The organism is Mucilaginibacter gynuensis, assembly GCF_039541195.1.
Lineage (GTDB): Bacteria > Bacteroidota > Bacteroidia > Sphingobacteriales > Sphingobacteriaceae > Mucilaginibacter > Mucilaginibacter gynuensis.
Genome location: NZ_BAABFT010000002.1, coordinates 264464 through 281134 on the forward strand (window position 1 = coordinate 264464; position 16671 = coordinate 281134).

A 16671-nucleotide genomic window follows, 5' to 3' on the forward strand; every position below is an offset into this window, starting at 1 on the left:
GAACCGGAATTTTTAGAATTTAGGAATTTTCAGAATTGTAGGGTTGATTCTTTGTGTGCTTTGTGCGGGCTTATTATTCAGTACTCTTTGTGGTTCAAGGTGTTCGTTAGTTCGCGTTAGGGATTGTAGCGGATACCGGCCAATGTGGCTAAGGCCTGTGGAGTATGAGCGAAAAGCCCGGCAGAAGGCAACGCCCAAATACTAATTTGCTTTATTCAGCTATACTTTAAATTACACCGGTAACTTGTAATTGCCTCACATATTTAATGCTAAACATCATCATAAAACATAAAATTTAACGCCTTGAACTCCCTGCCTCCCCTATCACCAAACAGTCAAAATATCAATTTGGTAGTGCTTAAAAATTACATTTAGTATCTTTGCACCCAATATGAGTAAGCACGGTAGGATCTTAGTGGCAATGAGTGGCGGAGTTGATAGTTCGGTAGCGGCAGTTATGCTGCATGAGCAGGGCTATGAAGTGATAGGCCTTACCATGAAAACCTGGGACTACGCTTCATCGGGCGGAAGCTCAAAAGAAACCGGCTGTTGCAGTCTGGATAGCATTAATGATGCCCGCGCTTTGGCGGTGGGTTATGGCTTTCCGCACTATATATTGGATATCCGTAACGAGTTTGGCGATTTTGTGATCGATAACTTTGTTGACGAATACCTGGCCGGTCGTACTCCTAACCCATGCGTTTTATGCAACACCCATATTAAGTGGGATGCCTTATTAAAACGTGCAGATAAGCTGGATTGCGAATTTATAGCTACCGGGCATTACGCTAACATCCGTCAGCATGATAACGGCAGGCATGTAATATCACGTGGTAAAGATCTTAATAAAGATCAATCTTACGTGCTTTGGGGCGTATCACAGCAAAACCTCGCGCGTACCAAATTCCCTTTAGGCAGTTTTTCCAAACCGGAGATAAGGCAAATGGCCCTGGATATGGGGCAAATGGAACTGGCCGGTAAAAGCGAAAGCTACGAAATATGCTTTGTACCCGATAACGACTACAGAGCGTTTTTAAGACATAAAGTAGAAGACCTTGACGAACGTGTAGGCCAGGGTAACTATGTGCTTACAGACGGCACCGTAGTAGGTAAACACGAAGGATATCCGTTCTACACCATCGGTCAGCGTAAAGGCTTGGGCATTGCTTTGGGCAAACCTATGTTTGTTACCGGCATACAACCGGCTACCAACACCGTGGTTTTAGGCACTGCCGATGAACTGGAACGCAAGCAAGCCTGGGTTAAAAATCTTAACCTCATAAAATACGAAACCATAAAAGAGCCTATTGAGGCCATCACCAAAATAAGATATAAGGATGCAGGCACCGAAAGCAGCATTGTGCAAATGGGCGAACACATGAAGGTGGATTTCCATCATAATGTATCGGGCATTGCGCCGGGTCAATCGGCTGTTTTTTACGAAGGTAACGACCTCCTTGGCGGTGGTTTCCTGTTGTAAAAAGCGGTCTGCTTTTTATCGTTTCAAACAATACCAATACTTATTTTATTAATAAAATATAAAAATTAAGGGCGAACTAAGTTTGCGTTTCCCTTACTTTATGTTTTATTTGCAAAAAAATCACCGCTTAAATGGCTAAAAATTTACTGATAGTTGAATCACCGGCGAAGGCCAAGACCATTGAGGGATACCTCGGTAAAGACTTCACCGTAAAATCAAGTTACGGACATATTCGTGATTTGGTGAAGTCTGAAGATGCTATTGATATAGCCAATAACTTCGAACAAAAATACGAGGTACCCGCCGATAAGAAGCAGGTAGTAAGCGAATTAAAGAAACTTGCTAAGGAGGCCGAAATGGTATGGCTCGCATCCGATGAGGACCGCGAGGGAGAGGCTATTTCATGGCACCTTTATGATACTTTAAACCTTAAGGAAGCTACTACCAAACGCATCGTTTTCCACGAGATCACCAAACCGGCTATTTTACGTGCCATTGAAAATCCGCGTAAAATTGACTACAACCTTGTAAATGCCCAGCAGGCACGCCGTGTTTTAGACAGATTGGTGGGCTTTGAACTTTCACCTGTTTTATGGAAAAAAGTTAAGCCGTCATTATCTGCCGGCCGCGTACAATCGGTAGCCGTGCGTTTGATAGTGGAACGCGAGCGCGAGATCAATAAATTTAACAGCGAAGCCGCTTTTAAAATAGTAGCCATATTTGGCAAAGGCAAAGAAGCCTTTAAGGCCGAACTGCCAGAGCGTTTTGCCCAGCAGGAAGATGCCGAAAAGTTTTTACAGGATTGTATCGGGGCCGATTTTAATATCCGCTCGTTAGATACCCGCCCTGCCAAACGCTCTCCTGCCGCGCCGTTCACTACATCTACACTGCAACAGGAGGCCAGTCGTAAGCTGGGCTTTTCGGTATCGCGTACCATGTCGGTAGCGCAAAAGCTGTATGAATCGGGTAACATTACCTATATGCGTACCGATTCGGTAAACCTGTCTGACACGGCACTGGCTGCCGCGGCGCAGGAGATCAACAGCGCTTATGGCGAAAAATACTACCAGCACCGTAAATACAAAACCAAAAGTGCCAGCGCGCAGGAAGCTCACGAAGCCATCAGGCCTACGTATTTCAACGCCCATACTATTGAAGGCGATGCTTCTGAAAAGCGTTTGTATGAACTGATTTGGAAACGTGCTATCGCATCGCAAATGAGCGAAGCGCAGTTTGAAAAAACCACGGCAAAAATCTCTATATCAAAACGTAAAGAAGAACTGGTTGCCAATGGCGAGGTGATGAAGTTTGATGGTTTCCTGAAGGTTTACCTCGAATCGCACGATGATGAGGATGATACCCAGCAGGAAGGCGAGAACGCCATATTGCCGCCATTGACACAAGGCCAGTTGTTAGAACTGCAAGAGTTAACCGCTACCGAAAGATTCTCCCGCCCACCTGCCCGTTACACCGAGGCAAGCTTGGTAAAGAAACTGGAAGAACTGGGCATCGGCCGACCGTCGACCTACGCTCCTACCATATCAACCATACAAAACCGTGGTTATGTGGTAAAAGAAGAGCGCGAGGGCAAGCAAAGGCAGTTCAGGGTGTTAACGCTTAAAGGCGATAACATTACCAAACAAGAAAAAACAGAGAACACCGGTGCCGAACGTAACAAACTATTCCCTACGGATATTGGTGCTGTTGTGAACGACTTTTTAGTACAGCACTTTAACGGCATTGTTGATTTTAACTTTACCGCCAGTGTTGAAAAACAGTTCGACGAAATAGCCCAGGGTCTTAAGGAATGGACGGACATGCTCCGCAAGTTCTATGATCCTTTCCATAAAGACGTAGAAAACACCATCGAAACGGCCGACAAAGCCCGTGGTGAGCGTGATTTGGGTGCACACCCTGAGAATGGCAAAAAGGTATCGGTACGTATTGGTCGTTACGGCCCGTTCGTGCAAATTGGCGAGGTTGACGAAAACAATAAAGAAGACAAACCGCTATACGCCAGCCTTCGCAGCGGTCAAAGTATAGAGACCATTAGCCTGGCTGATGCCCTTGAACTGTTTAAACTGCCCAAAAAAGCCGGTGTATACGAGGATAAGGACATGACGGTGGCTATCGGCAAGTTTGGCCCTTACATCAGGCACAACAGCGCTTTCTACTCGTTGCCTAAAGGGCTCGATCCGCTGGATGTGAGCGAGGAAATGGCTATAGAGATCATCAACGAGAAACGCAAAAAGGATATCGAGAAGCTCATCAAGGCTTTTGACGAAGACCCTGAAGTAAAAATATTGAACGGACGCTGGGGGCCATATATTGAATTTGGCAAACAGAACGTTAAAATACCAAAAGATAAAGATCCGCTTACGCTTACGTTTGAAGAGTGTAAAGCATTAGCCGCCGAAGCTGATAAAGAGCCTAAAAAAGGCAAAAAGAAGTTTCCGGCGAAAGCAGCGGCTAAACCTGCTGCCAAGGCAGCGGCCAAAAAGAAATAATTAATTGATGGCTTGAGTGGCTATTCGGAAGGTTATGATAAAAATAATCCCCCGGTTAGCCACTCACCTACCATCAACACAATGCATTTAAAAAATGATAAAAGACCTTCCCGATAATACAGTGCAGGATATTGCTGTTGGTGTGGCGCTGGAAAGCGAAAGCATTGAGAGCAAGGTATGGTATGTTTACCTCATCAATTTGAAAAAGGAAGCTATTGAAAATGTATTGATCACATCGAAAGGTTATGGCGAAAAAGACGGCGAACAGGTAAAAACATCCACCCTGCGCCACATGTTCCCGAGGGTTGAGGCGGGCGCGTTCAAAATAATAGAGCCTATTGATGAGTAAACCTTCGGCCTTACCAACGAGTACTGGTTAAGCTACTATATAGGTAAAGATATCTACGACAAAAAGTTCATTTTTTTGCCCGAAAGCATTGTAGATATGAACCTCATAAAACTACCGGTTGTAAACAAACCCGGCGTTATGATCAAGTAACAGTCGTTATTGAATAACTACAGGTAGCCCCGTTAACCTGTTCTGCTACAAAAACATAATACTTTAATATTTATTTAGCTTCAAAGGCCATAAAGCCATAAAAATATACCGCTACTTCTTTGGAGCGGATATGGCATAGGATTATATTTACTTCAAAATATACCTAAAATATGGAATCCGAACGCAATCTTTTTTATCAGCGTAAGAGATTGATCACTATTGGCGTGGCCCTGGTACTGATCTTTGTTGTTAGTTACTTCTTTATCCATCGTCCGCAAAAATTAGCCGTTGACCCGGCCTTCAGCAAGTACATCGAATCGTACACCGCCGGGGTAATTTCAAAGGGCAGTACCATCCGTATAAAACTGGCCGGCGAGGTGCAAACCACCCACCAGCAAAACGAACAACTGAGCGATGGCGTGTTTGATTTTTCACCATCAATAAAAGGTAAAGCGTATTGGATAGATGCCCGCACCATCGAGTTTAGGCCAGATGAAAAGCTGGAGCCCGGCAAAAGCTACGATGCCGAGTTCAACCTGAAAAAGGTGATAGACGTACCCGACCAGTACAAACATTTCAACTTCGATTTTCAAACTGTTAAACCCGATTTTACGGTATCATTTGCCGGTTTGCGCACTGCTACCAATACTTCGTTAGACAAAATGAAGCTGAGCGGCAGTATACAAACCGCCGATATTGAAGATCCAACCGCCGTAGAAAAAATCATAACGGCTAATTATACCTCAGCTGTTAAGGTAGCCTGGCAACACAATAACGTTACCAAGGTGCACCAGTTTACCGTAACGGGCCTTAACCGTAGTGCAGGTAAGCCAAACCCGCTCACCGTAAACTGGGATGGTGGCAGTCTTGATGTAGATAAGCAGGGCAAGCAGGACTTCGTTATACCCGCTATCGGCGATTTTAAGATCCTGGCCATACGTGCCGTGCAGGATAACGATCAATACGTGGAGATCCAATTTTCAGATGCCATATTGATCGGGCAGGAACTGAACGGCCTCATCAGCATCAACAACGTTACCGAACCTGCTTACACCATTGATGGAAGCGTGGTAAAAGTTTACGCGCCCGAACGTTTGCAGGGCAATTATACCGTGACTGTAAACGAAGGCATCGAGAATATCTCGCATAAAAAGATCACCAAGCCATATACCGGTAATGTGTTCTTTGAAAATCGCCTGCCATCGGTAAGTATACCGGGCAAGGGCGTGATCCTGCCCGACTCGGGCAAACTGATGATGCCTTTCGAGGCCGTTAACCTGAACGCGGTTGATGTAACCATTATCAAGGTATACGAGAACAACGTACCTCAATACTTTCAAAACAATGGTTTCGATGGTGGTTTTGAATTAAGGCAGGTTGGTCGCCCGGTGGTACAAAAAACCATCCGTTTAGATGACGATAAGGGCTTAAACCTGAGCAAGAAGAACCGCTTCATGTTGGATATTGACCAGCTGCTACGTACTGAGCCGGGCGCTATTTACCGTGTGGTGATCGGTTTCCGTAAAGATTACTCCTTATACAACTGTAAGCTGGGCGGCAATGTTAAGGCCGATAACGATGATGAAGATTCGGAAAGCGACTATGGCTACTCCTACGGTGGCGATAATACCAGCAAGGTAAGCGACGAGGATGACGAGTTTTGGTCGAGATACGATAATTATTATCCCGAAGATTACAACTGGGAGCAGCGCGACGATGCCTGTACCAACTCCTACTTCACCAAGCAGCGTTGGGCAACCCGCAACATCATCGCTTCAAACATTGGCCTGATAGCCAAACGTGGCAGCGACAACAGCATGCTGGTGGCCGTAACCAATATTTTAAGTGCCCAGCCGATGCCGGGCGTAGAACTACAATTGCTGGATTACCAAAAACAGGTGATCTTTAAAACAGCATCTGATGCGGATGGTATGGCTAAATTCGACCTGAAACGCAAGCCTTACCTGTTGGTTGCCAAATTCAATAACGAACGTGGTTACCTTAAACTTGATGATGGCAGCTCGCTCCCGTTAACCCGTTTTGATGTAAGCGGTGAGCAGGTGCAGAGCGGTTTAAAAGGCTTTATTTATGGTGAGCGCGGCGTATGGCGACCGGGCGATCCTTTATACCTCACTTTTATTTTAGAGGATAAATTAAAAACCTTACCGGCAGATCATCCCGTTGAGTTTGAACTTTACAATCCTACAGGGCAATTATATAAAAGGATCACCCAAACAAAATCTTTAGATGGATTTTACAATTTCCAAACCGCTACCGAGCTCTCATCCCCTACCGGTAACTGGACAGCCAAGGTAAAAGTTGGGGGGGCCGTGTTTGAGAAAAAGATTAAGATAGAAACCATTATGCCTAACCGCTTAAAGCTTGATCTGTCTTTCGGCGGGGCAAGTGAATTAACCAAGGGCAGCGGTTTAAATGGTGCTTTATCTGCCAGGTGGTTATTTGGTGGTACGGCTCAAAATTTGAAAGCGAAGGTTGATGCCTTTTTATCGGCACAAACCACCAGTTTTAAAAAGTTTGAAGATTATACGTTTGATGATCCTACCCTTGCCTTCAATACCCAAACCCAAACGGTATTTGATGGCAAGCTGAACGAAAACGGCGTAGCATCGGTAAATACCGACATCAACGTAGAGAACCAGGCACCGGGGCAATTACGGGCCAACTTCCTGGTGAAGGTATTTGAACCGGGCGGCAGTTTCAGCATTAACCAAATTGCTTTGCCTTACAATGTTTACCAGGGCTATGTGGGTATAAAAACACCGAAAGGCAGCGAACAATCAGACATGCTGGTTACCGGTAAAGACCACGTAATTGAAATTGCCGATGTAGATACCAAGGGCAACCTGTTACCGGGCACACGTAATGTAGAGGTTGAACTGTACAAGATACAATGGCGTTGGTGGTGGGATCAAAGTGACAATCAGCTAAGCAATTTTACCCAGGACAAATACAACAAGCTGATAAAAACCGAGAACGTCAGCGTAACCAACGGTCGAGGCAAGTGGCAGTTCCGTATTAATCAAGCTGATTGGGGACGTTACCTCATCAAAATTAAAGACCCTCAAACAGGGCACTCAACCGGTAAGATCATTTATGTAGACTGGCCAAACTGGTCGGAAAGGTTGCAAAAGGATAACCCTACCGAGGCAGCCATGCTATCGTTCACGTCTGATAAAAAAACTTATAAAGTTGGCGACGATGCCACACTAACCATACCAACCAGCAGCGATGGCCGCGCGCTTATCAGCTTTGAAAATGGCAGCAAGGTGCTTAAAACAGTTTGGATAGATACCAGGAAAGGCCAAACCCAGTACAACTTTAAAGTGGAGCCCGAAATGGCACCCAACATATTTGTAAACGTTACGCTGTTACAACGCCATGCGCAAACGGTTAACGACTTGCCGATACGCATGTACGGGGCTATCAATCTATCGGTAGAAAACCCTGAAACCATACTGAAACCGGTGATTGCCATGGCCGATAAAATAAGGCCCGAAACAAAATCGGCCATCACGGTATCCGAAGCCAACGGCAAGGAAATGACCTATACCATAGCTATTGTGGATGAAGGCTTGCTGGATATCACGGGCTTTAAAACGCCTGATCCGCATGAGGCTTTCTATGCACGTGAAGCGCTGGGCGTTAAAACCTGGGACTTGTTCGATTATGTGATCGGCGCGTTTGGTGGTGGCTTAGAGCGGATATTGAGCATAGGTGGTGACGGCACTAACGGCGCTAAAAAGAATGTATCGGTAAACAGGTTTAAACCTGTGGTTAAATTCCTGGGGCCGTTCCACCTCAACGCGGGCGAAAAGCAAACCCAGCAGTTTACCCTGCCGCAATATATCGGTTCGGTAAAGGCGATGGTAATTGCAGGGCACAATGGTGCTTATGGCTTTGCCGATAAGGCGGTGGCTGTTAAAAAACCATTGATGATACTGGCTACCCTGCCGCGTGTACTGGCCCCTACTGAAAAGATACAGTTGCCGGTTACTGTATTCGCTATGGAGAATAATATTAAAACGGTAAGCTTACAGGTACAGTCAAACGCTTTCAGCAATTTGGCGGGTAACAATACCAAAACGGTAACCTTTACCAAAACAGGCGACCAAATGGTAACCTTCGACCTGAATGTGAAGGACTTTGTGGGCGTTGGCAAGGTTAAAATAATTGCCAAAAGCGGTTCGGAAACAGCGGCTTATGATGTTGAACTAAACATACGCAACCCTAACCCGCCGATAACGCGCATATTGCAAAAAGAACTGGTACCGGGCGAAACCTGGAACACCGCTTACGCCGCGATAGGTATGGCGGGCACCAATAAAGCCACGCTGGAGGTATCCTCTATTCCATCGTTAAACCTGGCTAAACGTTTAACTTACCTTATTCAATACCCGCATGGCTGCGTAGAGCAAACTACATCGTCGGTTTTCCCGCAGTTGTATCTGAACCAGATCATCGATCTTTCATCGCGCGAGAATGCCGAAAGTATCCGCAACATTAAGGCAGCTATTAATCGCCTCAATGGTTTCCAGGTGAGCGATGGCGGTTTGAGTTACTGGCCTAATGGTGGCGAAGCCGACGAATGGGGTACCAATTATGCCGGTCACTTTATGCTGGCTGCACAGGCCAAAGGTTATAGCCTGCCGGTTGGCTTTATTGAACGGTGGAAGAAATTCCAGAAACAAAAAGCACTGGGCTGGGCACCCGACAGCCGTAGTTTTTACGGCGCCGATCTTACCCAGGCTTACCGACTGTACCTGCTTGCCTTGGCACGCTCGCCTGAATTAGGGGCGATGAACAGGCTACGCGAGTTTCAATACTTAAGCGTTGAAGCCAAATGGAGGCTTGCAGCGGCTTATAAACTATCCGGACAGCCCGAAGTAGCCGCAAGGTTAATACAAGGCTTACCAACTACCATTAAGCCATACAACAGCATGTACGGCACCTACGGCTCCGACCTGCGCGACGAGGCCATGATATTAGAAACCCTCACGCTGCTTGGTCAGCAAAAACGAGCAGCCGCTATGATGGTTACGGTAGCTGCAAAACTGGCCCAAGACCAATGGTACAGCACCCAAACCACGGCCTACTCCTTACTGGCCGTTGCAGGTTATTGCGGGGAGAACAAGAATGGCAGCAAGCTATCGTTCAACTACCAGGCTACGGGCAGCAGTGCAAGCATCAATTCCGCATCTTATTTGTGGCAGGCAGATGTTGCGGCTAATGGCGGTAAAGCATTGGTTAAAAATACCGGCAAAAACAGGTTATACATCAGGCTGATACAACGTGGCCAACCATCGGCAGGTCAAAATGTGGTAACCAGTATTAAGCCGGATGTGCTCACCATGAAAGTGGCCTACTTTACATTAGGCGGTAAACTGCTCGACCCTGCGAAACTGAAACAGGGTACCGATTTTTTAGCACAGGTTACGCTCAAAAACCCGGGCAGGCAGGGCGCATACAACAATATGGCGCTAACTCAGATCTTCCCTTCGGGATGGGAGATCTTGAACAGCCGGATGATGAACAACGACGAAGCATTTAAATCGTCTCCATCTGATTACAGGGACATTCGGGATGACAGGGTGAATACCTATTTCAGCCTGAACGCAAACCAGGAAGTAACCTATTATGTAATGCTCAACGCGGCTTATGCAGGTACCTACTTCCAGCCGGCAACCTATTGCGAAGCCATGTACAATTCATCTATAAATGCCTTAATAAAAGGCCAGTGGGTTGAAGTGATAAAGTAATAATTTCACCGATAAATCAAAAAGAGCCTGTATCGTTCACAATGATACAGGCTCTTTTATTTGCACTAAACCGTAGCTATTGAATCACCAATGATAAGCATCAAATAAATAATACTATCTTAACTTTGTGAGCATTTGTTAAAAAACTCCATGCACGATAAATTAAGGGAACATATAGAAAAGATAGTGCCGCTTACTGATAAAGAATTCGCGTTTGTGAGCGACCATTTTTCGTATAAAAAGTACAGGAAACACCAGTTTTTGATACAGGAGGGCGATACTGTAAAATACCATTACTTTGTACTGTCCGGACTTTTAAAGCTGGTATATACCGATGATACAGCTAAGCAGCACATTGTATCTTTTGCCATGGAAGATTGGTGGGAAAGCGATTTTTATGCCTATTATACCCAAACTCCGGCCACCCTGTCATTAGAGTGTGTTGAAGATACCGAGGTATTGTGCCTTTTGCTCGAAGACTATAAAAAACTATGCGACGGTCTGCAAAAGATGGAACGTTTCTTTCTCGAAAAGGCGAATTTCGGTTTTCTTGGCGCGCAAAGGCGCATTATATCATGGCTTACATCAAACGCTAAAGAGCGTTATGAACAATTGCTTAAACAATCACCATCCCTTATTCAGCGTGTACCTAAAAGTCTGCTGGCCGCCTACCTTGGTGTTTCGCGCGAAACATTGAGCAGGCTATCGCCTTGATGTGATAAACATCACTCCATAATCGTGAGGTTTGTCAACAGGCTATTCCGGCTGTTATCTTCAACTTTGCTGTGTAAATATTAATAATGTGCCTGTTACCGGCACAAACAATAAACACAGTAAAAATGGAAAAGAGAATCATCAATCCCTGGGAATGGCAGGATAAACGCAGTTACGTACAAGCTGTTGAAGTAAAAAATGTAGAAAGTACACTGTACATTTCGGGCCAAACGGCAATAAGCGCCGACGGTATATCAAGCGATGAAGATATGAAATCGCAATTGATCAAGGCACTGCAAAATCTGGAGCAAGTGATCAGCGAAGCGGGTTACGAATGCAAAAACATTGTACGCCTGAACATCTATACCACCGCTACCCATGAGCTTTGGCCCCACTTCAATATTTTTCAGGACTGGATAGCCAAACACGGCATTCAGCAAGCGCTTACTTTGTTAGAAGTGAAAAGCCTTTTTGAAACTTTAAAAGTTGAGCTGGAAGCTACGGTGGTGAAGTAACGGGTTCATCAGGTATAAAAAACTTGTTATTTCGAGGAACGAAGCAATCCCGTAGCTATCTAATCCGACCTGTATAGTTCGCGATTGCTTCGTTCCTCGCAATGACACATAACCGTTTATTTTTGCCCACTCAATATGCCAGTAGCAAAGTCTAATTAATCGAATATGTATAGTTCGCGATTGCTTCGTACCTCGCAATGACATATTTTTCTATGTCGCTATATATTCCCCCAACCATTAGCCAGTACATCGGCTAAATGATAGGTTTTAATGGGCAGATTATTACGATCGATATAGGCTTGCAGGTGCAGCAAGCATGAGGCATCGGTGGAGATGATATAATCGGCGCCGGCGGCAATGGCATTATCTACCTTTTGCTGGGCCATCGCGGTAGCTATAGCCTCAAACTTAACCGCGAAACTACCACCGAAGCCGCAGCAGGTTTCGTTATCCTTAAGGTCGACCAATTCGAGACCTAACACTTTTGACAACAGTTGCCTTGGTTCTTCTTTAATGTGGCATTCGCGCAGGGCGCTGCAACTATCGTGGTATACCGCACGACCGTCAAGCTCCGCGCCAAAATAGTCGTACTGCAATATATTTACCAGGAAATCAGACAGCTCGTAGATATTACTTTGAATAGTACGGCATTTGTTATGCTCCACCGTATTGGTGAACAGGTCGTTATAGTAATTTTTCACCATACCGGTGCACGATGCCGATGGGGTAACGATAATGCTATCTTCCTGAAAATCATTTAAAAATTTACGGCCTACCGTTTTGGCATCATCCCAAAAACCGGCATTAAAAGCAGGCTGACCGCAACAGGTTTGGTTAGGGTTAAATGCAACGCTGCAGCCCGCTTTTTCAAGCAGCTTAACGGTATTAAATGCCGTATCGGGGTACAGCTGATCAACAAAACATGGTACAAATAACTCTATCTTCATTCCCCACAAATAATTTTAAACGGCACTGATGTCCGTGCTATCGGCACCCTTTTTCTCGGCTTTCAATAAAGAAAACAACAGTATCAAACCTAAGAAAAAGAAACCGCTCAATGTTAATACCGAATTGCGCATGCTGCCGCTAAGCTCTTCAATAAAGCCAAAACTAAACAAACCGCCAACAATAGCAAGCTTTTCGGTAACATCATAAAAGCTGAAGAACGAAGCAGTATCGGTAATGTTTTGCGGTAAATATTTTGAATAGGTAGATCGCGAGAGTGATTGTATGCCCCCCATCACCAAACCTACCAATATAGCCAGCGTGTAAAACTGCATAGCCGTTTGTATAAAATAGGCCAGTACACAAGCTATCACCCAAAAGAAAACCACGGTGATCAATACCTTAACGTTACCATACTTTGCAGATAAACGCGACATAAGATTTGCCCCTACTATGGCTACCAACTGAATGATCAATATAATGGTGATCAGCTGTGTTTTATCCAGCTTTAACTCTTTAGCGCCAAAGCTTGTAGCCACCAGCATAACGGTTTGCACACCCATAGAGTAAAAGAAAAATGCAGGTAAAAAGCGTTTTAACAGCGGCATACCCTTCACTTTTTTAAATACTTTGGCCAGCTCTATAAAACCGCCTTCTATAATATTATAATTATGTACCTGTACATTGGGGCTGCCTTTTGGCAATACTTTGAAAGGGATCTGGGCGAAACCTATCCACCAAAGGCCTACCAATAAAAAGGAAAGCTGCGCGGCCGTTTGCCCTGTAATACCAAATGTTTTGGGCGACAGCACAAACGCGAAACAGATCAACTGCAACAACACGCTGCCTATATAACCGAAGGTAAAACCTTTTGCACTCACTTTATCCTGCATATCCAGCGTGGCAATTTCGGGCAGGTAGGAATTGTAAAATACAAATCCACCGCAGTAACCAATGGCAGCCGTGGCAAAGCAAATTACGCCTAGTTCTAAATGGTTGGCATCAAAAAAGAAAAGCAATCCGCAGGATATTGCCCCTATCAGCGTAAAGAATTGCATGAATGCCTTCTTGTTACCGCGATAATCTGCAATAGAGGTTAAGATGGGCAGCAGCAACGCGATCACCAGGTAAGCGGCCGCCAAAGCGTAATCAGATAGCGCGGTATTAACGAACGTGCCGCCAAAAAATTTCACCTTATCGTTATTTCCGTTGGCGGTAATGGTTGCATAATACGCCGGGAAAATGGTAGAAGTGATCACCAGGTTATAGGCCGAGTTAGCCCAATCGAACATGGCCCAGGCGCGGATAGTCTTTTTGTCGTTTTTAGGTTGCATCGCGCTTTAAAAGTATGTAAAATTTGTTAGTTACAAAAAGAAGACAGTAGGGGTTGCCATTTCATGATTCATTTAATTATTTTACGAGATATTATATCCTCTAATGAAATTTACAAAACCTGTACTTCTACTACTTTCTCTTTTACCGGTTATTTCAAGCACCAACACCTTTGCGCAGTCGGCATGCAAACCTGCTGCACTCAAGTGCGAATACCTGGTAACCCCTTTAGGCATTGATGCCCCTCACCCGCGTTTAACATGGCTATTGGCCGATTTAAGGCAGGGAGCCCTGCAAAAAGCCTATCAGGTTTATGTGGGTACCGATTCGGCCGAGGTAAGCCGTGGTAAGGGCGATGCCTGGGAAACCGATAAGGTATCATCTGCCGCCGGCCTGGTTGCCTACAATGGTAAAACGCTTAACGCCTTCACAAAATACTACTGGCGTGTGGATGTTTGGGATAAAGAAGATGTACGCAGTTCATCGGCGGTAACCTCGTTTGAAACCGGTATGGGCACCATGCGTAACTGGCAGGGCACCTGGATCACCGATGAGCATGATATGAAAACCAAACCTGCTCCTTATTTCCGCAAGGTATTTGAGGCGGGTAAAAAGATAAAATCGGCACGTGCATATATCGCGGTAGCAGGTTTGTATGAACTATCTATCAACGGGCAAAAAATTGGCAACCACCGGTTAGACCCTATGTATACCCGGTTTGACCGCCGCAACCTGTATGTTACTTATGATGTTACCGCGCAATTGCAAAGCGGCAAAAACGCTATCGGCGTATTGCTGGGCAATGGCTGGTACAACCATCAATCTACCGCGGTGTGGGATTTTGATAAGGCCCCATGGCGCAACCGCCCTACCTTCTGCCTCGATCTGCGAATCACCTATGAAGATGGATCGGTAGAAACTGTACAGTCGGACAGGTCGTGGAAATCATCATTGAGCCCGGTAATATTCAACAGCATTTACACTGCTGAGCATTACGATGCCCGCCTGGAGCAAGATGGATGGAACACGGTAAACTTTGATGATGCCAAATGGAAAGGCGTGATCATCCGTTCGTCGCCGTCAAATAACATCGTATCGCAAAGCATGCAGCCGGTGCGTAATGTGTTAGAGATACCTGCAACAACCTTTGTTAAATTTAACGATACCGCTTACCATTATAACCTGGGCCGCAATATATCGGGCGTGAGCAAGATCACCGTTAAGGGTGAAGCAGGTACCGTTATCCGCCTGCGTCATGCGGAAAGATTGTATGATAACGGTCGTGTCGATCTGTCGAACATTGATCAGCATTATCGCCCTGTGGGCACCGAAGACCCTTACCAAACCGATATTTTTATACTTAGCGGCAAAGGCGAAGAGACCTTTATGCCTAAGTTTAACTACAAAGGTTTTCAGTATGTTGAGGTAAAGGCCAGCAAACCAATCAAGCTCGCCAAACAAAACCTGGTAGGTTATTTTATGCACAGCGATGTAGAGCCTATTGGTAACATCAGTACCTCAAACCCGGTAGTGAACAAAATCTGGAGCGCTACCAATGCCTCCTACCTGTCTAACCTGTTTGGCTACCCTACCGATTGCCCGCAGCGCGAAAAGAACGGCTGGACAGGCGACGCGCAAATAGCCATTGAAACCGGCTTATATAGCTTCGACGGCATTACCATTTACGAAAAATGGCTGGCCGATCATCGTGACGAGCAGCAGCCGAATGGTGTGTTGCCTTCTATTATCCCTACAAATGGCTGGGGCTATGAGTGGGGTAATGGACCTGATTGGACCAGTACCATCGCCGTTATACCATGGAATATTTACTTATTTTATGGTGACAGCAAGATACTGAGCGACAACTATGACAACATTAAACGTTACGTTGACCATATTGACGAGCAATACCCAACCGGACTAACTACCTGGGGGCTTGGCGACTGGGTACCGGTAAAATCAAAATCGCCGGTTGAACTTACCTCATCGGCTTATTACTTTGCCGATGCTACCATACTATCAAAAACAGCCGCCATTTTAGGCAAAACCGCCGACGCTGAAAAGTACGAAAAACTTGCACAAAAGATCAAGAACGCGGTAAACGCCAAATACCTCAACCCAACCACTAACCTATACGGTGCAGGCACACAAACCGAATTGAGTGTGCCTCTGTATTGGGGCTTAGTACCTGCCGACGTAAAATCGCAGGTGGCTGCCAACCTGGCCAAACGTGTGGAATTTGACAAGTTCCATTTGGATGTGGGGTTATTAGGAACGAAGGCTATACTGAACGCGCTTGGACAGAACGGATATACCGATGTAGCTTATAAAGTGGCTTCGCAGGAAGATTTTCCATCATGGGGATGGTGGATTGTTAACGGCGCTACTACGCTTTACGAAAACTGGAACATCAAATCGAAATATGATATATCGCTCAATCACATCATGTTCGGCGAAATTGGCGCGTGGCTGTACAAAGGCATTGGCGGTATCTTCCCTGATGAAACACAACCGGGCTTCAAAAACGTATTGCTGAAACCACATTTTGTGCCTAATCTGCAAAACTATGAGTCGTCGCATACAGGTCCTTACGGAAAGATCACCTCATCGTGGAGGCGTAAAGGCAAGGGCGTTAGCTATACCGCTGTAGTACCGGCAAACTCAACCGCTACTATTTATTTCCCGGTAACAGCAGGTCAGCAAGTTTATCTGAGCAACAAAGTAGTAAGCACTACCGATTTCGCTGTCGACACCAAACTATATAAGGTAGAAGCCGGAACGTATACTTTTGAGATAAAGTAAACTAACACATCAATATTTTGAAAGGGCGGTGAAGTATCACTGCCCTTTCTTATTTTGCGGAACTGTGATTAGTGCCAATACACTTATATTGCATTAAATT

General features: G+C 45.4%; 8 protein-coding genes and 1 pseudogene. 7 read left to right on the plus strand and 2 right to left on the minus strand.

Annotated elements, in window-relative coordinates; translation table 11 throughout:
• Positions 1-391 precede the first annotated feature (391 nt).
• The 6 genes and pseudogenes from mnmA to ABD894_RS04460 all read left to right on the plus strand — a co-directional run bounded on the left by mnmA (position 392) and on the right by ABD894_RS04460 (position 11492).
• Positions 392-1480 carry a tRNA 2-thiouridine(34) synthase MnmA gene (gene mnmA / locus ABD894_RS04435; RefSeq protein WP_345209784.1) on the plus strand — a complete coding sequence of 363 codons (1089 nt, stop codon included), beginning with the start codon at positions 392-394 and terminating at the stop codon, positions 1478-1480.
• A gap of 131 nt (positions 1481-1611) precedes the next feature.
• The gene (gene topA, locus ABD894_RS04440; protein WP_345209785.1) at positions 1612-3987 is read left to right on the plus strand and encodes a type I DNA topoisomerase; all 2376 of its coding nucleotides are present in this window, start codon (positions 1612-1614) and stop codon (positions 3985-3987) included.
• 94 nt (positions 3988-4081) lie between these two features.
• Positions 4082-4486: pseudogene (locus tag ABD894_RS04445) on the plus strand (hypothetical protein).
• 170 nt (positions 4487-4656) lie between these two features.
• Positions 4657-10263, plus strand: a complete 5607-nt coding sequence (locus ABD894_RS04450; protein WP_345209786.1) for an alpha-2-macroglobulin family protein — start codon at positions 4657-4659, stop codon at positions 10261-10263.
• A gap of 150 nt (positions 10264-10413) precedes the next feature.
• Entirely contained in the window at positions 10414-10977 is a 564-nt protein-coding gene (locus ABD894_RS04455) for a Crp/Fnr family transcriptional regulator (RefSeq protein WP_345209787.1), read from the plus strand.
• A gap of 125 nt (positions 10978-11102) precedes the next feature.
• On the plus strand, positions 11103-11492 hold the full coding sequence (locus ABD894_RS04460) for a RidA family protein (RefSeq protein ID WP_345209788.1): 390 nt from the start codon (positions 11103-11105) through the stop codon (positions 11490-11492).
• A gap of 218 nt (positions 11493-11710) precedes the next feature.
• On the opposite strand, the gene ABD894_RS04465 is transcribed toward ABD894_RS04460, so the two are convergent.
• Together ABD894_RS04465 and ABD894_RS04470 are read right to left on the minus strand one after the other, a co-directional pair.
• Complete coding sequence (locus tag ABD894_RS04465) at positions 11711-12439, minus strand: (Fe-S)-binding protein (protein WP_345209789.1); 729 nt, start codon at positions 12437-12439, stop codon at positions 11711-11713.
• A 15-nt stretch (positions 12440-12454) separates the two neighbouring features.
• Positions 12455-13771: an MFS transporter gene (locus ABD894_RS04470; RefSeq protein WP_345209790.1), complete on the minus strand. Its 1317-nt coding sequence runs from the start codon at positions 13769-13771 to the stop codon at positions 12455-12457.
• Positions 13772-13874: 103 nt separating this feature from the next.
• Between ABD894_RS04470 and ABD894_RS04475 the strand changes: the two genes are divergently transcribed.
• The gene (locus ABD894_RS04475; RefSeq protein ID WP_345209791.1) at positions 13875-16571 is read left to right on the plus strand and encodes an alpha-L-rhamnosidase; all 2697 of its coding nucleotides are present in this window, start codon (positions 13875-13877) and stop codon (positions 16569-16571) included.
• The last annotated feature ends 100 nt before the right edge of the window (positions 16572-16671 follow it).